This is a genomic window from Ferrimonas aestuarii, from assembly GCF_005116665.1.
GTDB classification, from domain to species: domain Bacteria; phylum Pseudomonadota; class Gammaproteobacteria; order Enterobacterales; family Shewanellaceae; genus Ferrimonas; species Ferrimonas aestuarii.
The window spans coordinates 56,891-81,085 of sequence record NZ_SWCJ01000008.1 but is presented as its reverse complement, the minus strand read 5'-3'; the positions used below and the strand labels follow the sequence as shown (position 1 = coordinate 81,085).

Sequence of the window (24,195 nt, the reverse complement as noted above, 5' to 3'; positions counted from 1 at the left end):
AAGGGACGCTATTGCGTCCCTGATAACTCAACTTATGCCGCCGACTTAGGTGGCTTGATTTTGTAGAAGCTGGCGTAGAACACCGGCACAATTACCAGAGTCAGAATGGTCGCAAAGCCCAGACCAAACATGATGGTGACCGCCATCGAGGCGAAAAACGCATCGAACATCAGAGGCACCAAGCCTAAAATGGTAGTCATGGCCGCCATGGATACTGGGCGCACACGGCTGATGGCACTGTCCATCACCGCTTGATATGGGTTCTTACCACTGTCCATCTCTACGTTGATCTGATCCATCAATACAATGCCGTTTTTCAACACCATGCCGCTCAGGCTTAGCAAGCCCAGCAGCGCAGTAAAGCTAAATGGCTGATTGGTCAACAGCAAACCAATGGTCACCCCAATCAGTGACAGCGGCACAGTCAGCCAGATCACCACTGGCTTACGTACGGAGTTAAACAGCAACACGGTGATGATGAACATGAACAGATACCCCATTGGCAGTGAGCCAAACAGCATCTCCTGAGCATCCCCCGAGGCTTCGTATTCTCCGCCCCACTCGAGCTCGTAGCCTGCTGGCAGTGGCAGTGCTTCGACTTGTGGGCGCAATCGATTAAACAGATCCGCTGCGGTTTCATCACCCAGCACATTGTGGTCCGCCAGCACGGTAATGGTGCGCTTACGATCCTTACGCTGAATCAATGAATCGGTGGATATCAGCTGAATATCACGAACCACCTGCTGCAGCGGCACGTAATGCTGCAAGCTAGGGCTGTAGATCTTCAGGTTATCTAGGCTGTCATAGTCATCCCGATAGGGCTGCTCCAAACGAGTGACAATCGGCAACATACGAGTTCCATCGCGATACAGGCCCACTGTGGTGCCGCCGTATGCCATCTTCAGAGTCTGTGCCACCGCTTCGGTACTGATCCCCAAACGGCGCGCCTGAGACTCATCAATCACCGGCACCAGCTCCTTAGTGCGCTCACGCCAATTGTGACGAATGCCTCGGGCATTGGCGTCTTGACGGAAGATGTCCTCCACCTCAAGCGCCAACTCACGCAAAACCTTTGGATCCGCGCCACTGATGCGCGCTTCCACCTTAGATTTTGGCGATGGGCCAAACTCCATCAGTTTCAGTTGGAACATCGGCTGCGGGAACTGCTTCGGCAATTCGCTATCCAGGCGCTTGGCCAAGGCAAACATCTGCTCTTGATCGGCCGCTCGAATCGCCATCTGCGCATAAGAGGCGTAGGACTGCTCCGGTGCATAGGTCAGCGTGAAACGAGGCAAACCTTGCCCAATGGTTGAGGCCACAAACTCAGTCTCAGACTGCTTTAAGACTTCGGTTTCCAGCTGTTTCACCAACGCTTCGGTTTCGCGAATGTCCGTGCCTTCAGGCAGCCACACATCCAGGTAGAACATCGGCGTATTGGAAGGTGGGAAGAAGGCCTGTTTTACTTTGCCAAAACCAGCCACAGCCCCCACCAAAATTGCCACCAACATGACGGTGGTTAAGGCGCGGTGAGCCAATGCCCACTGCAGGAAGCTGCGGAAAATTTGGTACAGCTTACCTTGATAAAGGTCCTCACTGCCCTGCTCCTGTTTAGGCAGAGGCAACATCATTTCGGCCAGAAACGGTGTCAAAGTCAAGGCCGTTACCCAGCTTAAAAACAGGGAGAACAGAAGGACATAAAACAGAGATGCCATGAATTCGCCGGTGGCGTCCGGAGACAAACCGATAGGGGCGAATGCGGTAATGGCAATAACGGTGGCACCCAACAGTGGCCACTGAGTTTGACTGACGATCTCTTTACAAGCTTCCAGCTTGCTCTTACCACGCTTTAGGCCAACCAAGATGCCTTCAACCACCACGATGGCGTTATCCACCAACATACCCAGTGCAATGATCAGCGCCCCAAGAGAGATGCGTTGCAGCTCAATCTCGGCGTAATCCATGGCGATGAAGGTGCCAAGCATGGTCAGCAGCAAAATGATGCCGATGATAAGCCCACTGCGCCAGCCCATGGCAAATAGCAGAATCACGATAACGATGGCAACCGCTTCAACGAGGCTAATGACAAAGCCGTCAACGGAGTTTTCCACCTCTTGCGACTGGTGATAAAGCGGCTTCATTTCAATGCCAACTGGGCGAGTTTCCGCCAGCTCAGCCAAACGCTCATCTACCCGCTGACCCACTTCCACCACGTTCACGCCGTCAGCAAAAGCGATACCAAGGCTCAGAGCAGGCTGACCGTTGTAGCGCAGCAGATGGGATGGGATCTCCTGGAAGCCACGGTGCAGTGTGGAGACGTCGGACAGACGCACCAGCTGGCCGGTATCGCGACCGTGAATAATGGGGTCGATGCTGGAGCCCAGCGCCGTTGGCCGCAGATAGAGAGACTCGCCGTTGATGGTCATCTTGCCCGCATCCAGTACCGCATTTTGCTGGGTCAGCAAGTTGACTACGGTATTAAGATCCAGGTTCAGCGCCGCCAAGCGTGTCAGAGACAGTTCGATAAACACCTGCTCTTGCTGGGCACCACTGATGTCGATTTTGCCAACGCCGTCAATCAGTTCCAGCTCACGGCGCAGCAGATCCACATACTGCTTAAGGTCGTCAAATTGATAGCTAGGACCGGTCACCAAATAGAGCAGACCGAACACGTCGCCAAAGTCATCGATCACCGACGGCGGATGGGCACCGGCGGGCATGGTCGGCGCCAGGTCATTGACTTTCCGGCGCAGCTCATCCCAGATCTGGGGCAGCTCATTCTCGTCATAGGTCATCTTCATCGACACCATGATCTGAGACAGACCAGGGCTCGACGTTGAGGTGATCTTATCCACGTAAGGCAGCAAACGGATCGCCTGCTCCAACGGATAGGTCAGTTCCTCCTCCACTTCGGTGGCGGTTGCTCCCGGGTAGGAGGTCACCACCATGGCTTCTTTAATGGTAAAAGCCGGGTCTTCCAGACGCCCTAACTTAAAGAAGGCACTGCTGCCGCCAACAAACAGCAGCAGTAACAGCATCCAGCTGATGACACGATTCTTAATGGTATATTCGGCAATATTCATCTTCTATTTCTACTTCTCTGCCTTACTCAGACCAAGCCACGCGCTGGCCATCACGAAGACGCGACAAGCCTGAGGTAACCACTCGTTCACCCGCTTTCAGCGGGCCCATCACCAAAGCGCCATCTTGACTCATGCGGATCACCGACACCGATACCGGCGCCACCTGATCGCCAACGATGTGCCACAGCGTAAACTGCTCACCATCGCCCGCTTGCAGCGCCGTCAGCGGCACACGAAAACCAGAGCTGGCTGGCAATCCTGCTTGCTTAAGATCGATCTCCAGCTGCACCGCTTGACCGGGCAACAGATTGACGTGCTTGGAAGGCAAAGACATTTTAGCGATGTAACTGCCGGTCTCTGGCATCAAGCTCAAGGAGTGTTCCAAGTACTGGGCTGGCACCCCTTGCTCATTGTCTTGCCAAGTCACCAGAGGATGATAATCCTGATTAGGGTTGTAACCGCTGGTGTGGCTCATCATGGTGTCTGGCACCTGAATCTCCACATCGATGCGGTCTTGACGGTAGATAGTCAACACGGTTTCACCGACGGCAGTGGTTTCAAACGCCTGCTTACTTAACGTGTCAACCACCCCATCAAAGGGGGCGCGCAGCTGCGCATAAGAGAGATTGGTCTGCGCCGCTTTTAGCTGAACTTTGGCCAATCGCAGATTGGCATTGAGCTCATCAAAATCCGCCTGAGCCAACAGCCCTTGAGACAACACCTTTTCCGCGCGCTGCCACTGCTTTTGAATCAGCTCATACTGAGCTTTGGCATCCTGCAATTTCTGACGCAAGATGTCGTCTTCCAAGCGCGCCAGCAGCTGACCTTCCTGCACCTTTTGCCCAGGTAACACCTGCAAACCGGCGATGGTGCCATTAACACGAAAAGCCACTCGAGTCAGATCCGCCACTGCAGCCTGACCATTAACACGACGAACCTGAAGCTTTTCAGGAGCTTGCAATTGAAGGGCAGCCACGGTTTGCACCGACTCAGTGACTTGAACTTGCTCATCTGCACAACCAGATAACATCAGCGCCGCCGTAGCAACCAAACCTAGGGAGAATTTAGCTTTCATCAGATGCCACCCTCACGTTCCCAAACTCGAACCTGCTGGCCAGCGAATAGGCGGTCAGCGCCTGCGGCCACGATGCGTTCACCTTGATCCAAACCCGATAACACGATGCCGCGGCTGCTCAAACGCACCGAGCGCGCCTCTAAGGTGTTATCGCTCTCGTTGATTACCCAAACCATGGCGGTATCCCCATCATGCTTGGAGGCGATGGCCCCCTTTGGAAGCTGCAACTGCTGCGCGCGCGGGGCATCACTTCCCAGCTCAACCCAGGCCGACATGCCGGTAAGGGCATTAATCGGTTGGGGGCGAGGCAAGGTCACGGTTACTCGATAACTGTTGGTATCGGGATCGGGCTTGGAGGCAAACTCCTTTAACGTTACGTCGGTGTAACGACCGGAATGCCCGGAAAAGCGCACCGCAGCAGTCAATTTGTCGCCGTCGTCATGGTGGCGGCCATACTGAATGGGCAGGTTGAACTCAACGTCAACCCAGTCATTGTTTTCAATTTGAGCGATCAACTGCTCAGGGCCAACCACTTCAAAGGAGCGCGCCGAGGTCAGGGCGACGTAACCGTCGAAGGGGGCACGAAGCTGGGTATCATCCAGATCTTTCTGAGCCTGCGCCAACTGTGCCTGAGCCACCTGCAAGCTGGTTTCGCTGCGATCGAACTGATCTTCACTGATCAACTGTTTGGCAAACAAACGTTGATTGCGCTCATGACCAATCTCCGCCAGCTCCAACTCCGCCTGTCTGGCCTGAACCGCCAAACGATAATCGGTAGGGTCAAGCTCCGCCAGAAGTTGACCTTTGGTCACCGCTTCCCCCATGCGCACGTACACCTGGCGAAGTTGGCCAGGAATACGAAATGCCATCGCCGCGTGTTTGCTGGCGCTAACATTTGCCGCAAAAGGTAAGCTCTTAATTTGATGCCCAAACGTCAAAGCCTTAACCGATTGAACCTTAACTTGCTCCCGCTCGCTAGCCTGCAACGGCTGCTGGGATTTCGCTCCCCACAGTAGTGTCACTACAACTACAAATAATGCCGCTGCATACAGAGATCGCCGTCCGCGCATCCTGCCTGTCCACATAGGTTTATCCACCATCTGTTAAAAACATCATTTATTATCCACCTGTATAGGGTATATACTACACAAACGGATAGCAACCCTTACTACACAATTGTGTAGTAAGTGGGTGCAAAATCTACTGGAAAGGCTTTACACTGATTGAGGACTCATTAGGAAACCAATAGATGGCGACGAAACGAACTGGAAAACAAAGTGCTCAAGCTGCAGAGGAAACTCGGCTCCGCATTCTTGAGGTAGCGGCAACGCTCTTTATCGACAAAGGCTTCGATCAGGTATCGATCCGCCAGATTGCCGATGGGGCAGAAGTTTCCCACGGGCTAATCCGCCATCACTTTGGTAGCAAAGAACAGATCTGGACTCAGATTTGTGGTTTGCTCCGTGAAAACACCATGCGCCAGATTCGAGTGGTTCTGAGTGAGCTTGATGACAACTTGCCCGCCAACCAGCGCTACTTCACGCTACTTTGCCGCCTCATGGCCACTCAAATTGAAGATCCTTGCGCCATGAAGCTGATGATCGATGCCTTTCGCAGTGACGGTCGCCACTTTGACCTCTACACCAGCCAGCCCGATGAGATTCAGGAGCTATTGAGATTTGAACTGGAAAAGGTTCAAGCACAGGGATACCTAAAGAACGTCAATATTCGAGAAGTAAAGTGGATTCTGTTTATGTTCTGCGACGCCCCAGTTACCCTAGAGCCGTTACTGGAGGAGACCTTCCAGACCGACAAAGAGCATGCTCTGCTGCGTCACTGGGAGTTTACAGTTAAGATTTTGGCCAACCTACTGGGCATTGAAGACAAATTGATTCCCAGCTTAGACAGCCTCAGTGAACTGGCGATTCCCAATCAACTGGATGAAATTCTAACCCCTAAATGCGCTCACGCCACTGACTGATGGGTACGGCGGTTTCGCTGTGGGTGGCGCCGCCTCGACACAAACACGCCCCCTTGTTCGAGTTGCTTGGCCGTGTGTTTGGCATTAGTAGCAAGCTCAGCCACATCATGATGGTTATGACAACTCATCGGATCCGGTGAAGCCACGCCAACCGCCAAGGATAAGATTGGGAAGAACTGCGGTTTGCCCTCTCGAGATACCCCACGAATCCCTCCCGCAGCGATATCATCACTGGAATAAGCCGCACGAATTCTGGCATCAAAGGCCTCCACCACTCGCTGGCAACAGAGTTGCCAGTTGCTGGAGGTGAACACCACCAAAAAATCATCCCCTCCTAGGTGACCCACAAAGTTACCACTGTGATCGCAATACTGACGCAGCAGCGTTGCCACCATGGTGATCACCTCATCGCCCTGACTGTAACCATAAGAGTCGTTGTAGGGCTTAAAATGGTTCAGATCAAAATAGGCCACATGGAAAGCCCGTTTCGCCGCCAGTAATGCGTCGATTTTCTCAAAGATGGGCACATTCCCTGGCAACTGGGTCAACGGATTGGCGTATCGCGCGTGGTGCAGCTTCTGTTCGGTCACCTGCTTGAGCAGGTCCCGCACCGAACCAAGCCCAAGATAGCGACTGCCCTCCACTATAATAAACTGCCAGTTACCGTCATCCAGATCGCTGATTTCTTGGCTTAAGCGCCCAATTGGGGTGGTCGCGGCGACCATGGGCACAGATCGATCCGCAAGCTCATGCAAACGGCGCTTGCCATTAAGCTCCCTGCCAAAAGTTTTGGAGAAAAGCTCAAGCAGTCGAAGCCGTGTCAACAAGCCTAACGCCGCCCCTTGTTTATCAACCACCGCCACCGCTTCAAGCTCAGGGTTTTGCTCAAAATGTTTGGCCGCCTCCTCCGCTTTCAGATTGGAGGCCAGCGGCAAGCATGATTGAAGCAAAGAGTGAGTCAATTGGTCTTCTTCATCGGTGGTGTGTCCAATGGGCGGCCAGTATGGGGCATCGCAGGGTTGTGATTGAGGCCGAGCAAAGAGGTAACCTTGAGCCAAAACCAGACCGCAGCGAAGCAGCTCCAACAACTCTTCATTGGTTTCAATACCTTCAAAGATCACCGACGTTGAGGTGAGCTTAGCCATCTGCATCAACGATTGCGCATGGGCGCGCTTGCCTTTATCAAGATGTATTTGATTGCAGAAGTAGCGATCGATTTTGACGTAGTCTGGGCGCAGCGCCATCCAAAGCTGAGCGTTTGAATATCCCGTGCCGTAATCGTCCAGGGCAAAGCGAAACCCTTGCTGGCGCATCTCGTCCACCGCCACTTTCAGCGCACCCAGCTCCTCGACGCGGTGCATCTCCGACAGCTCAAACACCACTTGACGGTTGCTCAGACCAAATCGGGACAATAGCTCCCGCAACGAACCCCGCCCCTGATGACACATCACCAATACATGGGGGCTAATGTTGAGAAACAGACTGACTCTTGGATGTTGATTTAAGCGGGTAAAAGCCTCAATGGCCAGCTCCATCGCCAGCCACTCTAACTGAAACTCTCTGTGGGTTAGCTTTGCAGCACTCAACAGGGCAAGGGGGGAATGCAGCGGATGAGACTGGGGTCCACGCATCAACGCTTCAAACCCCAAAATACGCTGGCTTTTGGGCTCAACGATGGGTTGAAACTGAGTGTGTAGTAATCGTTGGCCCAACACCTCATCGAGGGCCTGCTGCTCGGCAAAATTTCGCATCTCTCATCCTTTCACGCCCTAGATGGCCTCTGCCGAGACTGCCTGATTAAGATGACAGCAGCATGTCAGCCTACAGATGAGTTTGATTTTTAAGCGTTATTTCACTGAACCTAATCGTTGATGCATTATGGAACACACCTGAGCAATTCCCTGCTCATCTTGCCCATAAAGGTAGTTCTCCCACGCCTCATTAAAGTCCAACAGCTCTTGACCCGTTAATGAGTCTCTTAAAGACACAATGTCGCTCAATTGTTTTCGAGACAATTGACCGGACTGCAGTAGCTCATACGCTTGCGAAATGGAATACATGGCCATCCTCCTTTACCACACCATTATTTAATACAGTAGCCTGAAAACGGCCCGTTTGGGATCAGCCGCCCAAATAAATTTATTTAAGAGATCGCCCTTTTGGCCGGCAACAAAGGCCGCCAAAGCAGAATCTCGGCCACAATAACCCCATAGCACACCGATTGAATGCTCCACCATGCCGGCAGGGAGGTTGGTAGGCTCAGCACCACCGCCAGTGCCAACGGGCCATGAACCGGCAATTGCCACCACTCTGCCAACGTGAGCCTAGGCGAGCCCCTAACGGAGAGGCGTTGAGACAGATGGCACACGCCCAACCACATCAGTCTTGCGGCCCAGCACAGTAAAGCGGCCACCGCCATCATCGGCGCGCGCTCAGAGAACATCTCAAGGGTCAAAGAGAAACCCAAAATCCACACCAAAGACAGACCCAACCAATAGCTGCCCCGAGCAAAACCCGCTAACCAAAGCCCCTTAGGCATGCCCAGACACAATGAGATAAGCACCAATGGGGCACTGAGTCCCAAATGGGCTTGGGAGAGATAGTAGACACCATAGCCAACGGGTAGCAGTAAACTGCCATGGCACTGGCACAGCCAGGTCAACGGCTTTACCAACAGCGCTCCGAGCACTAAGCTCAGTAGCAGTTGCCACCATACCGAACCAGCGAAAGCACTTTGCCAGTCTGATAGCAGCACGCCCAGCGCCACAAACCCCAAAAGCTCGCCGAAGACCGATTCACTCTCTAGCAGCAGTGATAACTTAGCGCGGTCTCGCCATAGCGCCGACACCGCCATGGGATCCGTCATCGCCAGTAACGTGCCCACCACTAGAGCGGACTGCCACGGAAACCCCAGATGATCCACCCAGTAGTAGAGTCCACAGGCAACCACCATCAGGGTGAACACAAAGCCGCCTACGCCAACAAAGCTCAACCAGATCATTTGCCGCTTTATCACCCCAAACGAAAGAGGCAACGTGGCCTGCATGATGAGCCAAGGTAGAACCAAATAACTGATCCCTTGGCTAAGTGAAGGGGCATCAATGCCCGTTTGCACCTGTCCAAAACTGATCGCCTGCCCTGTCAACGTGCCCACAATTAACACCACAGCAGCTTGCCATCGATTGGACAGCAACTGCACCAGTGCCAGTGACAACCACATCAACAACCCCAACCACAATAGGCTCTGCATCGGACTCCTTTTTACCGCTTCCACTACCCGTTATCTGTTTAATAGTAGGGAATCATCTTGGCGAGATGGGGCAAGCCGTGATATTTTTCATGGCTTATCGATTGTTGAAGTATCCAAATTTCAGGACTGAGAAGATGCCTAAGGCAAGTGACATCAAAAAAAACGCCGCCATTGAATTTAACGGCAAAACCTACATCGTTCGTGACATCGAGCGTTCCGTTCCTCAAGGCCGCGCCGGTGGCAGTCTATACCGCATGCGCATGTACGATGTGGTAACCGGTCAGAAAGTCGATGAAACCTTTAAAGACAGCGACATGCTGGATCTGGGCGATCTGCGCCGCCGTGACGTGATGTTCTCCTACATCGACGGCGACGAGTACGTGTTCATGGATAATGAAGACTACACCCCATACAACTTCAACCAAGAAAACATCGCTGACGAACTGCTGTTCATCAACGAAGAGACCAAAGGCATTCAAGTGTTGCTGGTCAACGATGCTCCGGTTGCCATTGAACTGCCAACCAACGTCGACTTAGAGATCACCGAAACCGATCCATCCATCAAGGGTGCCTCTGCCAGTGCCCGTACCAAGCCTGCAACCCTAAGCACTGGCTTGGTGGTTCAGGTGCCAGAGTACATCGCTACTGGCGATGTGATTCGCATCAACACCGCAGAGAAAAAATACATGAGCCGCGTTTAATCGCGCTTATGAGAAAAGGTCGGCAGCTGCCGGCCTTTTTTGTCTCCATTAGCCTCTCGTTTTGCCTCTGCGCTTAACTCCATTTTCCAGCCAGCTTACCCAATAACTCAGTTTCGTCCCCTCTTTGTATGTTATTCAACCACACTGTAAGGCAAGCGCTCTCTATGGGTCGCAATACCCCTGCCAGCTAGGTAGCATGGCCAAAGATGCCGCTTGGGTACCGAAGAAGGAGCCCTAAGCCTGTGTTGTTGCATGGCTTTTACCACAGGCTCAAGCGATATCCGGAAATTTTGCAAGGAGAACCACCATGACCAAAGCACGAATCGCCGTGTTCAGCAGTAAGTCTTACGATAAACACTCTATGGATGCAGCCAATGAGAAATTCGGCTTCGAGCTTGATTACTATAAGACTCAATTAAACGCCTCCACCGCCAAACTCGTAGACGGTTATGACGCCATCTCCTGCTTCGTTAACGATGTTGTCGACACCAAAGTATTGGAACAGTTGGATAAATCCGGCATTAAAATGATCGCCCTTCGCTGCGCTGGCTTTAACAACGTCGATCTGGTAGAAGCCAAAAAGCGCGGTTTTGTCGTCAGCCGGGTGCCAGGTTACTCACCGGAATCGGTGGCGGAGCATGCGGTCGCGATGATGCTGTGCTTAAACCGAAAACTGCACAAAGCGTACTCTCGCATTCGAGAGCATAACTTTAACCTCGAAGGGCTGCTGGGCTTCAACCTTGGCAGCAAAACCGTGGGTATTATCGGCACCGGTAAAATCGGTCTTGCCACCATGAAAGCCCTCAGCGGATTTGGTTGCAAGCTGCTGTGCCACGACCCCTACATCAATCCAGAAGCGGAAAAGCTCGCTACCTATGTGGATCTGGATACCCTGTATGCACAAAGTGACATCATCTCCCTGCATTGCCCACTCACCGAAGAGAGCCATCACCTGATCGATCACGAAGCGTTCGCCAAGATGAAAGACAACGTGATGCTGATTAATACCTCTCGCGGCGCACTGGTTAACGCCTCCGATGCCATCGAAGCCCTTAAAAGTGGCCGCCTTGGTTACCTTGGACTGGATGTTTATGAGCTAGAAGGGGATCTCTTCTTCAGAGATCTGTCTGGCCAGGTGCTCCATGATGACGTATTTGGCCTGCTGCTGAGCTATCCCAATGTGCTGGTTACCGGCCACCAAGGCTACTTCACGGATCTGGCACTAAGTCAGATTGCCGACACCACTCTCAGTAACATTAAGGCTTACCAAAAAGGGGAGCAGACCGGCAACGAAGTCTTTTAATTGCCGCGATGAAAAGAGGCGCACTCTGCGCCTCTCAAGAACTACTGCTAGTACTGGCGCCGTTCCTCTAGTTTTTTGATATCTGCCTTACTTTTGCGTTTCCAATTTTACGCTCTAGCGCTGCCATTAGCGCTTCTCGACTTTGATGACCGTAGGACTCAGTAATTTGGGTCAAGGCGCCCCCAGAATACTCAAACAGCATGCCATTTAAATAACCGCCAGAGCCTGCACTTTGCGTGATCAACACCATGACTGGACTCTGTTCTAAGGTTACCGCTTCCAAAGCCACGATGGTGCCGTCCCGGGGTACAATCGTGCCGGTCACAAACTGATCAAAGGGGTAGTTTGGATTCGCCACCTGATACAGGCGCAGGCTAACGCTGCCAATGCTTCTTGGTTCCCAAGAGACCTCGTTGGCTACCACAATCAGCTCTGGGGTCAGCGCTTGGGTAAACTGCCCCTTAACCAGTGATTCAGACGCCTCATCTGTTGTGGGTGCTGATGGCCATAACGCCGGTGATTGTGTCGACTCACACCCCAGTATCATCGTCAGCGCGACCCCGAAAGTGGATGCTCGAACAAACGCGGTTGTTACTCGATTCATTGTTACCTCGGTATTGGATTCAGTTCAATCGACGACACGACGCTAATCAGGCTTGCAATCGCCGCGCCCCTTAACGTTGAGGGTGTTTAAAAATGCCATGGGAGCTTGCAGTTGCTGCAGATGAGCCTCACTGGGTAAACAGTTGGCATCCGCGAACTTGAGCAGCTCCGGCAAGGCCTCACAAAATAGCATATCGAAGCCCAAACGCTGATTGCCATATAAACCGCGGTGGATCATGTTAGCGGAAAAGATAAGTAGGTCGCCACGCTGCAAAGGCAGGGATAATCCCGTAGATAACGGCTCACTGTTTGATCGGCCTCCCACCTGCTGTCGCACCGCCAACTCCTCATCATTGTCCCAGTTTCGGTGGCTACCGGGCACCAACTCAATTCCAAGTTCATCTTTGAGCGCCAAACGCAGATGAATTACCTCTGGACCACTGAGCGCCTGTCGCTGCTGCTGCAAGTTCAGGTGATATTGAGGATCTCGATGCCAGTAGTTGCTCTGGGCGCCATTGACAGGATCGAAAAACAGTTGAGTATTCATAAACGCAGGCTTAAGCAGCGGCAGCGCTTGCACCAGTTCCATCACTTTGTGGGAACCGATGAAATCAAACAAAACACTTCTTTCGGCCAAGGTTAGATGCTGAGTCCCAGTCAAATAGGCCGAATTGACTGCACCTTGCTGATATAGCTCCAAATTGGCAACACACCAGTTCCGATGAAAACGCATGAGCGTCTCGGTTAATTGGGCTATCTCCTTATCTCCAGAAAACCCCGTAAATTTGGCAAATCCATGCTGGCAATATGACGACCTTATCTGCTTTAGATTCATTAACAGCTTCCTTAGCAAAGGCTCAACAGCAACAAAAATACCACAGTATCTAGGTAACACCTGTAGACAGGTCAAAACCTCCACCACCAAAACAACTATCTTGATGCAATTTCACAATAACAGGGCAAAATCGCCCTTGAGTTGTTACCAAGAGATCGTTAGTCTTGCTGCCCTTTTTCAGCTTGACTGGAGCTTCTTTATGGCCGCTTTTGCCGGATTCGACTTTGGCACCGCCAACTGTGCCCTAGGCACCATTCACGCCAATAAGCCCCAGGTGGTCGCCCTGCCGGACCACGGTAACTACATGCTTTCCAGCCTGTGGGCCCCCAACCCAGAGATGATCTGCGGTTGGCTATACCGCCAATTAAAACCGAGAGGGCTGGATCGCGCCTACGCCTTAGCTCGCTCCACGGCTCTCACCGCAAGTTTGCGCGCTGGTAGCGAAGCCAAGTTAGATGGTTACGGAGATGAGGTCGCTTTTGGCCACCACGGCTTAGAGCTCTACCTAGAAGACCCCGCCGACTGTTACTACGTGCGCAGCCCCAAATCGTTCTTAGGCTCCAGTGGCGTTACCACCCGTCAGCAGCAGATGTTTGAAGATATCTCTGCTGCGATGATGTGGCAGATGCGCAGCCAAGCGGAACAAGCCGGAATTGATAATCTTGAAAAAGTGGTGATTGGTCGCCCAGTTAACTTTCAGGGGTTTAACAGCGAAGACAGCAATCGCCAGGCACTGGATGTGCTATCTCGCGCCGCCAGTTACGTGGGCTTCAAAGAGGTGGAATTTCTCTATGAGCCTGTGGCGGCTGGGCTCAGCTACGAGATGCAACTTGAGCGCCCTCAGCGCGTCATGGTGGTGGACATTGGCGGTGGTACCTCGGATGTATCCATGCTCGAGATGGGGCCTAAACTGGCCCAGCAAAGCGATCAGCAGCGCCGCATCTTAGGCTTTAACGGCGAACGAATCGGGGGTAATGATTTTGACATCACCCTGAATGTGCGCACCTTGATGCCAACTCTGGGCGCTGGCCTGGTTGACAGCAATGGCCGCACCATTCCGCTCAAGCCATTCTTTGATGCGGCGGAGGTCAACAGCATTGGCGCTCAAACCCGATTCTACGGCAAGGATATGCTTAAGTTCCTGCAGGAGCTGCAGCAAAAACCGGAACTGGCAACGGTATCTCGACTGATTAAGGTGCAGCAACAACACATGACCTTTCAGCTAAGTGCCTTAGCGGAGCAGGCCAAAATTGCCTTAAGCGAGCAACCTCAAACTCAGGTGGATCTGGGCTGCATCGAAGCCAATTTGACCGCGGACGTGACCCAATCTCAGTTTACTCAGGCCTCACAAAACCTGCTTAACCGCATCGCTTACCTGTGTGACGATGTCATGGCTCAGGCGGGATGTGAGCCGGATACTCTGTATCTCACTGGCGGTAGCGCCAACGCGCCCTTTATCAAAGCGTTTTTGGCAGATCGCTATCAAAAACCGATGGTGAGCGGTGATAACTTTGGTAGCGTCACCTCCGGCTTAACCCTATGGGCCAGCCGAATCTTCAGTTAACGCCTAGTCACTCGTGGCCATCGTTACTGCAGTGCGATGGCCGCCGCCTTGCCCTGAGTCAACGACAGCAGATCTTGAGGCGACAGCTCAATCTCCAAACCACGGCGCCCTGCCGACACCATGATGGTATCAAACTCAGAGGCGCTGCTATCCAAAGTCAATTTAAGTCGCTTCTTCTGCCCTAGGGGGCTGATGCCGCCCACTAGGTAGCCGGTGGCCTTCTCGGCGGTCTTAGGATCCGCCATGTTAAGCCGCTTGGCCCCCACCACTTTGGCCAGCGCTTTTAAATCCAGTTTTCCCGAGACGGGAACCACCGCCACATAAAGCTGCCCAGCATCGTCTGCCGCCAACAGAGTTTTGAAAACCTGACGGGGATCCTTACCCAAGGCCGAAGCCGCTTCCTCTCCATAGGAGGCCACATTGGGATCGTGCTGATACTGGTGAAGTTCAAATGCAATTTTGGCCTTTTTAGCCAGATTAACGGCTGGAGTCATGGGAGATCTTCTTAGGGAGAAAACCACCAGTATACCCAGAGAGCCTGTGCCTAAACACCAAGGTTTTGCTGCTTTAGCAACAACAAGAGCAAGATTCGACTCTCAGAGTCGCAAACCAAGTTCAGATCACATTTTTCACTTCAGCCCTCTCTTTTTCCGATCATTTTCAAGCCATTACTTTGATTATCAAACTACTTGATCCACAATGTAGTTTGATAATCAAAACAAATGGGCATGTTATGGAATTCGATACTCTGTTTATGGTGGCACTGCAAAGCAGCCTGGTGCTGGGATTGGTGCATGGTGTGAACCCTTGTGGTCACTCATGGTTGGTTTTGGCTCCCTTTGTGGCGGGCAGTAAAGATGGCAAACGGGTATTCTCCCTCACCAGCGCCTTCATTTTCGGTACCACCTTGGGCTGTTTGGCGATTGGCCTCGCGTTGGGACTCCTGTCAACGGGATTGCCTGAATCGGTATTGACCATCACTGACTGGGTTACGGCGGTGATCATCATCGCTTTGGGTGCCATTCTTATCTGGCGGCCACACCTGCTGCACTCTCACGACCATGACCATGACCATGACCATGACCATCATCATGAGCATGAGCATGAGCACGACCACTGCCACAAGGATGGCCATTGCCATGGACACAGCCATGCTCCGAAATTGGATAAGAAAAACGTCACCCTAGTTGGTTTGGCAACCATCGGTTTTGTGAACATGATTGTGCCCTGCCCCACGGTCGCACTGATGTATTCTTACTCCCTCAATTCTGCCAGTTGGATCAACTCGGTGGCGGTATTTGCCATCTACGCCCTAGGCACCGGCGTTAGCATGGCACTGGTGATCTACGCCATCTTCAAAGCTACGAGCGCCATGCGGAAGCTGCAAAAATCTTGGATCGAACCTGCCATTATGCGCAGCGTTGGTGTCTTGACTATTTTGTTCGGCAGCTACACCATCTACGCTGATTACCTTGGTTAACGTTTAAAAACAGGTTCCTATGCCGCACATCCATCAACTCAATCACGCCATCATCGAGTTCTACGAGAAGCTCTCCTCTTGGGAGCACTCGGTAGTGAAAGATGTCGGCATCTCCTTGGCGCAGGTTCACACCATCGAACTGTTGGGCATACACGGTGCCTTGCGAATGAAAGAGTTGGCGGAAAAATTGGCGGTCACCACCGGCACCTTGACGGTGCAAATCGATAAGATGGTGGCGGCAGAACTGGTAGAACGGCGGCCCCACCAGTCGGATCGACGCTCAATTTTGGTGGATCTCACCGACAAGGGCCGAACCCTGTATCAGCAGCACGATGAGTTGCACCATCAACTCACCGCTGACATCACTACTAGCTTAAGTGAGGAGGAGCAAAAACTGCTGCTGCAATGCCTGACTAAGATGAACCGCGAGTTTTAACTCAACTTTTCCAATATTAAAAAACGCCGCAAACTCAATGAGTTTGCGGCGTTTTATTTCAAGGTATTTTATCAGTACTGATAGGCAAACGTCAGGGTGTATTCAGTGCCAGAGTCTTTCCAGAACACCCGATGATTTTCCTGTTCATACTCGCTGTCTTGACCCAGCAGATTCTTAACCTTCAGCTTCAGCGAACTGGAGTCAGTAGGATAGAAGCTGTAGGTGAAATCCAATGAGTGGAACGGCTGCTCATACACGTCGTCCAAACCGCCGGTACCCGCGTAGGCGATGCGCTCACCAAAGACGTTGTACACCAAGGTAGCTGAGTGCATGGCATCTGGGGAGTCAAAGCTCACCTGGAAGTTGGCCACGTACTCAGAGTGGCCGGTCATGCGGCGCTTGGTGTTAGTCGGGTCGATGTTACCAGACGGGCGAATCTCAATTTCCGAGTCCGACAGGGTCAGGTTACCGGCGATAAAGAAGCCGTCGAGAATCTCGCTGTCTTCATTAAACACCCCAAGGCGCTGGTAGAACTCCCCTTCCACGCCGTAGATCCAACCATCTTCGGCGTTTTGGAAGGTCAGCAGGGTATCCTGCTCTGTCACCACCTGTACCGATTCAATTGGCGCATCGAACAGCTTATAGAAACCGCCTAGGCTTAGGTTGCTACCGGACTCCAGATACCACTCCCAACGCAGATCGAAGTTTTGAATGTCAGAGCTTTGCAGCGCCGAGTTGCCCACCATGTCAAAGCCGGTCACCGGATCTTGGAAACGCACTGGAGCCACTTCACGCAGATCGGGGCGCACCAAAGTCATGCTGTACGCTAGGCGCAGCTGCATCTCATCGTTGAAATTCCAAGTTGCAGCAATGGAGGGGAACCAATCGTCTTCGGCACGGGCGTAATCAACAATGTCGTTACGACCGCCTTCATCAGACACTTCGCCCTCTTGAGTCAGCGGCAACACCACCTGACGGAAATCTTCGTAACGCACACCACCGGTGATGCGCCATACGTCGTCAAAATTCCAGTCAAAGGCGAAGAAGCCCGCATCGATCATCTGCGCAGCGATGTAATCGTCGGTCTCTGAGGTGGTGTCCAGCAGGGCGAAACCGTTGTCTGGGTTTTGAATGTTGGCGTCACTGAACACCTCATCAAACTCACCAATCAGATTGTCGGTTTGATAACGGCTGGCATCAAAACTCAAACGGGTGGAGTAGGACTCACGAGCTCGCTCAAAGTAGTTGTAACCACCGGTTAGGCGCAGTACCGAATTGCGAAACTCGATGGGCAGCGTGAACTCATAGCCGTAGTTTTCGGTATCGTCCTCAAGGTCACTGTAACGATACACGGCGGCATCGGAGCGACGAGCGATATTGCGGCTGACAAGTTGGCCATCGGCGCCTTCAACCACGGAGTATTTGTAGTTCAGCTCATTGGGAGCATAACGCTCAGCACGAGCATCGGTGTACTGCCAGCGCGCTTCCAGATCCCACAAGTAGGGGAAGAAGTGCTCACCACGGATCTGGTTGCTCAGCAGAGTACGCTCTTCGTAATCGATGGCGTAGCGCTGCAAGGCTTGGTCTTCGTTGATGGTGTCCAGAGTCTCATCCAGAGAGATGCTGGCATCGTCAGAGGTGTCCCGCAGGTAGGTGGTGAAGGTTTCAATCTTATGATCTTCGGTCAGCTCTAAGCCCATGTTCCACATGGCGGACCACTGCACGATGTCATCGGTGCCCTTCACTACTGAGCTGGAGTTGAGATCCCCCTGCTTATTGACCAGCTCATACTCCTCTTTTTCATAGTTTTCAGACTGGCGCTTGTAATACAGGCCACTCATGAAACCGAAGATGTAATCGCTGCCGGTATCCAGATCATAACTGTCGCCGAACGCCAGTGAACCACGAAAGCCCGGATCGGTATCGTGGGCCGAGATGGTGTTGTCTCGGTTCATGTCCAGCGCCAATTGCTGATTGATGGCCTGAGCTTGGTCGGCATCCCCCACCACTCGGAAGATGTCGGTCACCGACACGCCGCCGTAGGTATTGAAGGCATTGCTGATACTCGACGGCATGGCGCGCGTGCCGTCATCTTCGCCATACCAGTCGTCACCACCGCCGGGCGCCGCCAGACGGTCATTGGAGTTTTGGCTGTTGTACTGGCCACCTACGGAGACTTTGAAGAAAGTATCATTGGGAATGGCCTTAGTGCGGATGTCCACGTGACCACCACCAAAGGTGGCCGACTTGGTTGGATCCGCAGACTTTTGTACCGACAGCGACTGAATGATGGAGGCTGGGAACATGTCCAGCGGGATCACGCTTCGCGTCGGATCTGGAGATGGCACCAATGCACCGTTCAGCGAGGTGGAAGAATAACGCTCACCTAAGCCTCGAACGTAGATGAACTTGCCATCTTTTAGGGTCAAACCGGTCACACGGCGCAGCGCCGAGGCGGCATCGCTGTCACCGGTTCGTGCAATTTGGTCAGCGCCCATCAAATCCGCTACCTGAGGGGATTCACGGCGCTCTTCGGTTACTTCAGAGGCGGTGCGCTGCAAACGGCCAGTCACCACAATGCGCTCTACAGGGAAATCGTCGGCGTTAGTTTGTTGTTGTTCGTCCGCCCAGGCCGGTGCACTAGAGAGTGCCGCCAGCACTGCCACTGCAGCTTGTCCGAGCTTAAAGGTTGGTTGGGATTTCATACTGACTGTCCTTTCATCTTAAACCGTGAGAGCTGCGCCGCTTTAGCTCTGATAGCCTCGGCGACGCAGCTCATGCTGTTCCTTGTCGGAGTTACTCTTTAAAGGTCCAGCCTTCGGTCCAGTCAGTGGTGCCATCGAAGGCACCGATGTAATCGGCGCTGTCGAAGAAGTTGTCTTCTGCGCTCATGTCTTTGCCGTTACCCAGGGCGATGGAATCCGCCGCTGGCTGGCCTTCGGTCAACATCAGTGAGCCAAAGTCATCGCCAGTCAGTACGGTGTTGCCTTCCTGAGCAGTCCACCATGCGGTAGTTTCGAAACCGTCATCTTTGATGGCCTCTTTACAGTCGATGATGCTGTGGGTGAAGGTGATGTCGCCATCTTGGGTGTTCTCCCAAGTTGTCGCGTCATCAATCTCCAAACACTCGCCGGTCTCATCGCCACCTTTGATGATGAAGTTAGACAGGTGAGCACCGGTGGCCACGCGCAGAATCATCCCTTCGGCATCGTCGGAGCCGTTGTTACCGCCAGCAGGCAAGATAGTAACGTTGCTTATGGTTGGCATGGAGGTTGGAGTGCCCAGCGGGTCGCTCTTAGAGCTGTCTGCTTCAATACCACGGTTGGCGTTGTTGTCTTCCTGGGTGATGAACATGTGCTGCACCTTACCGCGCCAGCCGTTAGTCCAATCGAAGGAATCATCGAAGTTGTTGGTCAGATAAACGTACTTCAAGTTAACGGAACCACCCCAGAACTCCACACCATCGTCGCCGTTAGCATGAACCTGAATGTGATCAACCTGAGTGCCTGAGCCCACACCAGCAAAGCTGATGCCGTTCATCTCTTGAGTGTCGTTGATCTTAAAGCCAGCGTACTTCACCACTACGTAGCTCAGCTGACCGCTGTTATCGCTGTCGTCGTTACCACCGAAGCTGTGGTTACCCACCTCAAAGCCTTGGTCACAGTTATTCAGATCTGGGCACTTGTTGGTAGGTGCATTACCCAGCAGTACCAGACCGCCCCACTGACCTTGGCCTGTGGTTTGGCCGGTTACGTCTTCCTCAGAGGTGAATACGATTGGCATCTCGGCAGAGCCTTGAGCCATCACCTTAGAGCCACGGCTAACCACCAAGTAGCTGTTGCTGGTACCAAACAGTTCAACCCCAGCTTGGATACCCAAGGTTGCGGAATTTTCGTTGTCACCGCCAATAACCACAGCGCCGCCATCCAGCTTGTATTTCACATTGCTGCCGGCCAACAGAGTTAGGTTGTTGGTGTAGGTGCCTTCCAAAGTACACACCAGATCGGTATCGGCAATCAGCGCCGCTGAGGTCGCATCGTTCACCGTGCCCGCTGGGCAGGAGGTCAGAGGCTGCAGCGTCACTGGCGCAGTGCTGTCACCGTGAATGTCGATGGTCCAGCCCTGGGTCCAGTCGTTTGAGCCGTCAAAAGCGCCAATGTACTCAGCGTCCATCAGACGGGCGTCCATGTTAGCTAGACCCGCTTTACCGCCAGTCAGTGCTGGAGATGATGCATTTGGCATATAACCGTCTAAATCTGCCGCAGCAGCTAGGTTACCCTCTTGACCCAGGAACCAAGCTTCGGTGTCCAGAATCACGGTATCGGAGTCATCCTTGGTGCTCTTAAACGGCTCAACACAATCGATCAGGCTGTGCTCGATAGTCAGCGAGCCGTCATCGGCGTTGGCAACGGTGGAGGCATCGTTCACTTCCAAACACTCACCGGTGTCCACACCGCCTTTAACCAATGCGTTGTATACGTGACCCGCAGTGCCTACTCGGAACAAAATGCCTTCGGCGGCATCGTCAGATCCGTTTACGCCACCAGCCAGTTGCAGTGTCAGGTTAGCCAAGGTCGGGGTGGAAACTGGCACGTCTTCGCCGCTCTTAGAGCTGTCCGCTTCAATGCCGCGGTTGGCGTTGTTGTCTTCCTGACGGATGTAAACGTGCTGAGCGCTGCCGCTCCAACCGTTGGTCCAGTCGAAAGAGTCATCAAAGTTGTCGGTCAGAACCACGTGGCTCACGGAAACGTTACCGCCCCAGAACTCAATGCCATCGTCGTCGTTCTTGTGAACCTGCAGGTAATCAACGGTAGTGCCAGAGCCCACACCGGCGAAGCTGACGCCGTTTAGCTCTTGAGTGTCGTTAATTTTAAAGCCGCCGAACTCAACACGAACGTATTTGAGGGTACCTGAGTTATCGTCGGTTTGGTCGCCACCAAAGGCGTGGTCGCCCACTTCAAAACCTTGGTCACAGCTAGACAGATCAGGACACTTGTTGGTAGGAGCGTTACCCAAAAGTACCAAGCCGCCCCACTGGCCGCGATCGCCCTTCTGTCCCAGACCTGCAGTTAATGACGTGAATACGATGGGCTGGTCAGCGGTGCCTTCAGCGTCAATTTGCGAGCCACGGCTGATAACCAAGTAGGCATCGTTGTTACCTAAAATTTTGGTGCCCGGCTCAATCTCCAGCACGGTGGCGTTTTCATTGTCGCCACCCACCACAACGGCACCATCCAGTTCCCACACGACGTCGTTACCTAGAGTGATGGTGCTGTTGGCTGCATTGGAAGCGCCAGTCAGGTTGCCTTTGAGTACCCATACCTGCTTGCCATCGATGGTGTCGATGTTGCTGCGATCTGCAAAGCCATCGTACTTATCGGCAATAGGATCGGTTGGGGTCGGGGTTGGAGTCGGCGTAGGGGTGTTATCGGAATCGCTTCCGGTGTTCAGATTGATATCACCACCACAGCCTGCAAGCGCAAGAGCTGATGCCAAAGCCCCTAACTTAAATAAACGTCGTAATTCCATTTCTTATTTTCCTCTAGAACAAGGGTTCTATTTAAAACTTGGTATGGGAATCTAGATGGAAAATGTTACAAACAAGATAATGTTATATTTCAAAAATGAGTCACTTGAGTGACTCTAATATTTCAAATAAAACAAAACCTTAAGAAATATAAATTAAACATTTTTGAAACAATGGGTTGTTACTAATAAAAAGGCAACGCCGCCTGCAATGGCAATTAAGTCTACCTTTAATACTTTGTAGCGTGTTGCGACTGACCTCTAGCACCACTTATGCGACTGCAGTTCCAATCAATTGGTATGCTCTTGTTTCTTCTCAGGTTTCCAGTGTAAACCAATCAAGGAAGTCGCTGAGTTTCGCTTTCCACCGGCGCCCATTGCGCCGGTGTATTTTTCCATTCATTGAGACATATTGTCCTTTTCAGCAGTCAGTTTTTCTCCCTTAAGTTTTTTCGCTGGATTTTGCCGTGACCCTAACCGCAAATCACAGGTTGCCATATTGTTGGTCATCCAAATGGCTACCACCATATCGCTGAATCAAATTTAATGGTGGACCAATTATGCTAAAGCTCAATCAATGGTTAATGATTGCACTTATTCCTAGCTTTGGATTAAGCGCAGCTCCCTGCAAACAGGTTTATGGCGATGGTGCCACTGAAGTTCGCTTGGCTACCGGTAGCCCAGGCGAATTGGGCGCGGTAAAAGCACTGGCCGATGCGTTCAACCAAGATCATGACAGTCGCATCTGCTGGGTAAAGGCAGGATCAGGCAAATCGTTAAAGCTATTAAAGCAAGGCGAGGTGGATCTGGTGATGGTGCACGCACCTGCTGCAGAAAAAGCCGCAGTTAAAGAGGGCTGGGCCAAAGATCGCACCCTCATTGGCAGCAACGAATTTTACTTTGTTGGCCCAGTCAATGACCCTGCCAAGGTGCATCAGGCAAACACCATTGCTGAGGCTTATCAGCGCATCGCCGATACCCAAAGCCGCTTCCTGTCTCGAGGCGACAACTCAGGCACCCATAAGAAAGAGTTGATGATCTGGTCAAAAGCCGATATCGCCCCGAAAGGCGACTGGTACGTAACCACCAAAAGCTTTATGCGCGCCACTTTGCGCCAAGCCAACCGCGAGCAGGGTTACTTCATGACCGACAGCTCAACTTGGATCACTGAAAAAGCCAAATTGACTGACCTTAAAGTGCAGTTTCAAGGAGATCCGATTTTGGTGAATACCTACCACGCTCTGCACGGCAACAAACACGATGCCAAAGGCAAGTTGGCAGAGTCTTTCGTCCATTACTTGGGCAGCGATAAAGGCCAGCAACTGTTCAGCAGCTACGGCGACAAGGAGTACGGCCAGCCGCTGTATACTGGCGCAGCCAACACTCAAGATCACTAAACAATGATGTGGTCTTCGCACCAGAGCTAAGACCACACTGACTCCCTTTTCAAAACACGAAGAACCTGAGCAAACTACGACGACGCTGGGCAGCGAATGCCTCCTAATTGATTAAAGACAACGGCTTTACTCAAGAGGGTGTGAATTCGTGCTCTATACTCAGGTTCTTCGCCACAAAAAATCGAATCATGGTCAATTTGTGGACGAGTACTACATAACCTTGAGCTGAAACATGACTTTCGCCTCAAATTGCTGGCATTATTCACGCAAATTCTCTGCGCAATGCGACATAACTCGATGAATGAAAAGTTAACCAAATCCCAAGAGAAGAAACTGACCGAGGTTCTGGACGAGGCCGCTCAATTCGGTGGCATGACCTTGATGCAAAGCCGAGGTTACTTGGCCCACATTCACTGCTTCCCCAAAACCATTGATCCAGGGATCTGGAGCGCTCACATCGCCAACGTCAAGCCAGAGAAAGAGCTGTGGCCATTTGAGAATAAGATCATGGAGATGCTGTTTACCCTTTACAACCAACTTCACACCGAAGTGGTAGAAAAAGGACAGGTTATCTCGCCTAAGTGCAACGCTCTGCTCGACGAGGTCAAACAGCGCCGTATCCCCCAAGATCTTCGCCATTGGTGTGCTGGCTTTATGACCGGCTACATGGTGTTAAGAGAGAAATGGCAAGAGGTGTGTTGCCCTGAGCAGCTGGAAGAAGTTGAGTCCTGCAGCCACATGATGGGTTATCTGGCCACCTTAGGCAGCGAAGAGGAGCATGCCTTAGCATGGCGTGACGGCGCAGAGCCAGCCCCCGAAATGCTGCTAGAAGCGATTCAAGAGGCGATGGATTACATGCACGGCTGGAGCCAGATGGAGCTCGATGAGGACAACCAACCGGTAAATGCCATGGTGAACCCCAATGAGGGCAATAGCCTCAATTAACCAGCACCTCTTCAGCCCC

The 24,195-nt window shown here is 52.5% G+C and carries 19 protein-coding genes; 8 read left to right on the top strand and 11 right to left on the bottom strand.

Annotation, left to right across the window (positions count from 1 at the left end):
- Positions 1–32: 32 nt before the first annotated feature.
- The 3 genes from FCL42_RS12035 to FCL42_RS12025 are packed head-to-tail and all read right to left on the bottom strand — an operon-like array spanning position 33 to position 5,177.
- On the bottom strand, positions 33–3,080 hold the full coding sequence (locus FCL42_RS12035) for an efflux RND transporter permease subunit (protein WP_136863670.1): 3,048 nt from the start codon (positions 3,078–3,080) through the stop codon (positions 33–35).
- A gap of 22 nt (positions 3,081–3,102) precedes the next feature.
- The gene (locus FCL42_RS12030; protein WP_136863669.1) at positions 3,103–4,155 is read right to left on the bottom strand and encodes an efflux RND transporter periplasmic adaptor subunit; all 1,053 of its coding nucleotides are present in this window, start codon (positions 4,153–4,155) and stop codon (positions 3,103–3,105) included.
- Positions 4,155–5,177: an efflux RND transporter periplasmic adaptor subunit gene (locus FCL42_RS12025; RefSeq protein WP_169308374.1), complete on the bottom strand. Its 1,023-nt coding sequence runs from the start codon at positions 5,175–5,177 to the stop codon at positions 4,155–4,157. The genes FCL42_RS12030 and FCL42_RS12025 overlap by 1 nt, the downstream gene beginning before the upstream one ends.
- A 227-nt stretch (positions 5,178–5,404) precedes the next feature.
- Here FCL42_RS12025 and FCL42_RS12020 point away from each other — a divergent pair, with 227 nt between their 5' ends.
- A complete protein-coding gene (locus FCL42_RS12020) occupies positions 5,405–6,136 on the top strand; it encodes a TetR/AcrR family transcriptional regulator (RefSeq protein ID WP_136863667.1) in 732 nt (243 codons plus the stop codon).
- On the opposite strand, the gene FCL42_RS12015 is transcribed toward FCL42_RS12020, so the two are convergent.
- From FCL42_RS12015 to FCL42_RS12005, 3 genes are all read right to left on the bottom strand, one after another.
- On the bottom strand, positions 6,121–7,887 hold the full coding sequence (locus FCL42_RS12015; RefSeq protein ID WP_136863666.1) for a bifunctional diguanylate cyclase/phosphodiesterase: 1,767 nt from the start codon (positions 7,885–7,887) through the stop codon (positions 6,121–6,123). The two genes, FCL42_RS12020 and FCL42_RS12015, sit on opposite strands and share 16 nt — an antisense overlap.
- 96 nt (positions 7,888–7,983) lie before the next feature.
- Positions 7,984–8,196, bottom strand: a complete 213-nt coding sequence (locus FCL42_RS12010; RefSeq protein WP_136863665.1) for a hypothetical protein — start codon at positions 8,194–8,196, stop codon at positions 7,984–7,986.
- Positions 8,197–8,279: 83 nt separating this feature from the next.
- Entirely contained in the window at positions 8,280–9,386 is a 1,107-nt protein-coding gene (locus FCL42_RS12005) for a cation:proton antiporter domain-containing protein (protein ID WP_136863664.1), read from the bottom strand.
- A gap of 134 nt (positions 9,387–9,520) precedes the next feature.
- On the opposite strand from FCL42_RS12005, the gene efpL reads away from it, so the two are divergent.
- Together efpL and FCL42_RS11995 are read left to right on the top strand one after the other, a co-directional pair.
- A complete protein-coding gene (gene efpL, locus FCL42_RS12000) occupies positions 9,521–10,087 on the top strand; it encodes an elongation factor P-like protein EfpL (protein ID WP_136863663.1) in 567 nt (188 codons plus the stop codon).
- Between the two features lie 307 nt (positions 10,088–10,394).
- Positions 10,395–11,390: a 2-hydroxyacid dehydrogenase gene (locus tag FCL42_RS11995; protein ID WP_136863662.1), complete on the top strand. Its 996-nt coding sequence runs from the start codon at positions 10,395–10,397 to the stop codon at positions 11,388–11,390.
- A gap of 67 nt (positions 11,391–11,457) precedes the next feature.
- On the opposite strand, the gene FCL42_RS11990 is transcribed toward FCL42_RS11995, so the two are convergent.
- Positions 11,458–11,994, bottom strand: coding sequence for a PliI family lysozyme inhibitor of I-type lysozyme (locus FCL42_RS11990; protein ID WP_136863661.1), 537 nt, complete (start codon positions 11,992–11,994; stop codon positions 11,458–11,460).
- 42 nt (positions 11,995–12,036) lie between these two features.
- Positions 12,037–12,828, bottom strand: coding sequence for a phytanoyl-CoA dioxygenase family protein (locus FCL42_RS11985; protein WP_136863660.1), 792 nt, complete (start codon positions 12,826–12,828; stop codon positions 12,037–12,039).
- 199 nt (positions 12,829–13,027) lie between these two features.
- Here FCL42_RS11985 and yegD point away from each other — a divergent pair, with 199 nt between their 5' ends.
- Positions 13,028–14,392: a molecular chaperone gene (gene yegD, locus FCL42_RS11980; RefSeq protein ID WP_169308373.1), complete on the top strand. Its 1,365-nt coding sequence runs from the start codon at positions 13,028–13,030 to the stop codon at positions 14,390–14,392.
- 23 nt (positions 14,393–14,415) lie between these two features.
- On the opposite strand, the gene ybaK is transcribed toward yegD, so the two are convergent.
- Entirely contained in the window at positions 14,416–14,886 is a 471-nt protein-coding gene (gene ybaK / locus FCL42_RS11975) for a Cys-tRNA(Pro) deacylase (protein ID WP_136863658.1), read from the bottom strand.
- Between the two features lie 239 nt (positions 14,887–15,125).
- On the opposite strand from ybaK, the gene FCL42_RS11970 reads away from it, so the two are divergent.
- Together FCL42_RS11970 and FCL42_RS11965 are read left to right on the top strand one after the other, a co-directional pair.
- Positions 15,126–15,872: an urease accessory protein UreH domain-containing protein gene (locus FCL42_RS11970; RefSeq protein WP_136863657.1), complete on the top strand. Its 747-nt coding sequence runs from the start codon at positions 15,126–15,128 to the stop codon at positions 15,870–15,872.
- Positions 15,873–15,891: 19 nt separating this feature from the next.
- Complete coding sequence (locus tag FCL42_RS11965; protein WP_136863656.1) at positions 15,892–16,308, top strand: MarR family winged helix-turn-helix transcriptional regulator; 417 nt, start codon at positions 15,892–15,894, stop codon at positions 16,306–16,308.
- A 71-nt stretch (positions 16,309–16,379) separates the two neighbouring features.
- Here the strand turns inward: FCL42_RS11965 and FCL42_RS11960 are convergent, their stop codons facing one another.
- Together FCL42_RS11960 and FCL42_RS11955 are read right to left on the bottom strand one after the other, a co-directional pair.
- Complete coding sequence (locus tag FCL42_RS11960) at positions 16,380–19,013, bottom strand: TonB-dependent receptor domain-containing protein (RefSeq protein WP_136863655.1); 2,634 nt, start codon at positions 19,011–19,013, stop codon at positions 16,380–16,382.
- 91 nt (positions 19,014–19,104) lie between these two features.
- Complete coding sequence (locus tag FCL42_RS11955) at positions 19,105–21,837, bottom strand: hypothetical protein (protein ID WP_136863654.1); 2,733 nt, start codon at positions 21,835–21,837, stop codon at positions 19,105–19,107.
- 557 nt (positions 21,838–22,394) lie between these two features.
- Between FCL42_RS11955 and FCL42_RS11950 the strand changes: the two genes are divergently transcribed.
- Positions 22,395–23,231 carry a substrate-binding domain-containing protein gene (locus FCL42_RS11950; protein WP_136863653.1) on the top strand — a complete coding sequence of 279 codons (837 nt, stop codon included), beginning with the start codon at positions 22,395–22,397 and terminating at the stop codon, positions 23,229–23,231.
- A 297-nt stretch (positions 23,232–23,528) separates the two neighbouring features.
- Positions 23,529–24,176, top strand: a complete 648-nt coding sequence (locus tag FCL42_RS11945; RefSeq protein WP_169308372.1) for a UPF0149 family protein — start codon at positions 23,529–23,531, stop codon at positions 24,174–24,176.
- Positions 24,177–24,195 lie beyond the last annotated feature (19 nt).

Excerpts from the sequence above, each read along its gene's own strand:
- efpL (WP_136863663.1), top strand. The coding sequence starts at position 9,521 with ATGCCTAAGGCAAGTGACATCAAAAAAAACGCCGCCATTGAATTTAAC.
- FCL42_RS11995 (WP_136863662.1), top strand. The coding sequence starts at position 10,395 with ATGACCAAAGCACGAATCGCCGTGTTCAGCAGTAAGTCTTACGATAAA.
- yegD (WP_169308373.1), top strand. The coding sequence starts at position 13,028 with ATGGCCGCTTTTGCCGGATTCGACTTTGGCACCGCCAACTGTGCCCTA.
- FCL42_RS11945 (WP_169308372.1), top strand. The coding sequence starts at position 23,529 with ATGAATGAAAAGTTAACCAAATCCCAAGAGAAGAAACTGACCGAGGTT.
- FCL42_RS12035 (WP_136863670.1), bottom strand. The coding sequence starts at position 3,080 with ATGAATATTGCCGAATATACCATTAAGAATCGTGTCATCAGCTGGATG.
- FCL42_RS12030 (WP_136863669.1), bottom strand. The coding sequence starts at position 4,155 with ATGAAAGCTAAATTCTCCCTAGGTTTGGTTGCTACGGCGGCGCTGATG.
- FCL42_RS12015 (WP_136863666.1), bottom strand. The coding sequence starts at position 7,887 with ATGCGAAATTTTGCCGAGCAGCAGGCCCTCGATGAGGTGTTGGGCCAA.
- FCL42_RS12020 (WP_136863667.1), top strand. The coding sequence starts at position 5,405 with ATGGCGACGAAACGAACTGGAAAACAAAGTGCTCAAGCTGCAGAGGAA.
- FCL42_RS11960 (WP_136863655.1), bottom strand. The coding sequence starts at position 19,013 with ATGAAATCCCAACCAACCTTTAAGCTCGGACAAGCTGCAGTGGCAGTG.
- FCL42_RS11990 (WP_136863661.1), bottom strand. The coding sequence starts at position 11,994 with ATGAATCGAGTAACAACCGCGTTTGTTCGAGCATCCACTTTCGGGGTC.
- FCL42_RS11955 (WP_136863654.1), bottom strand. The coding sequence starts at position 21,837 with ATGGAATTACGACGTTTATTTAAGTTAGGGGCTTTGGCATCAGCTCTT.
- FCL42_RS11985 (WP_136863660.1), bottom strand. The coding sequence starts at position 12,828 with ATGAATCTAAAGCAGATAAGGTCGTCATATTGCCAGCATGGATTTGCC.
- FCL42_RS11950 (WP_136863653.1), top strand. The coding sequence starts at position 22,395 with ATGCTAAAGCTCAATCAATGGTTAATGATTGCACTTATTCCTAGCTTT.
- FCL42_RS12005 (WP_136863664.1), bottom strand. The coding sequence starts at position 9,386 with ATGCAGAGCCTATTGTGGTTGGGGTTGTTGATGTGGTTGTCACTGGCA.
- FCL42_RS12010 (WP_136863665.1), bottom strand. The coding sequence starts at position 8,196 with ATGTATTCCATTTCGCAAGCGTATGAGCTACTGCAGTCCGGTCAATTG.
- FCL42_RS11970 (WP_136863657.1), top strand. The coding sequence starts at position 15,126 with ATGGAATTCGATACTCTGTTTATGGTGGCACTGCAAAGCAGCCTGGTG.
- ybaK (WP_136863658.1), bottom strand. The coding sequence starts at position 14,886 with ATGACTCCAGCCGTTAATCTGGCTAAAAAGGCCAAAATTGCATTTGAA.
- FCL42_RS11965 (WP_136863656.1), top strand. The coding sequence starts at position 15,892 with ATGCCGCACATCCATCAACTCAATCACGCCATCATCGAGTTCTACGAG.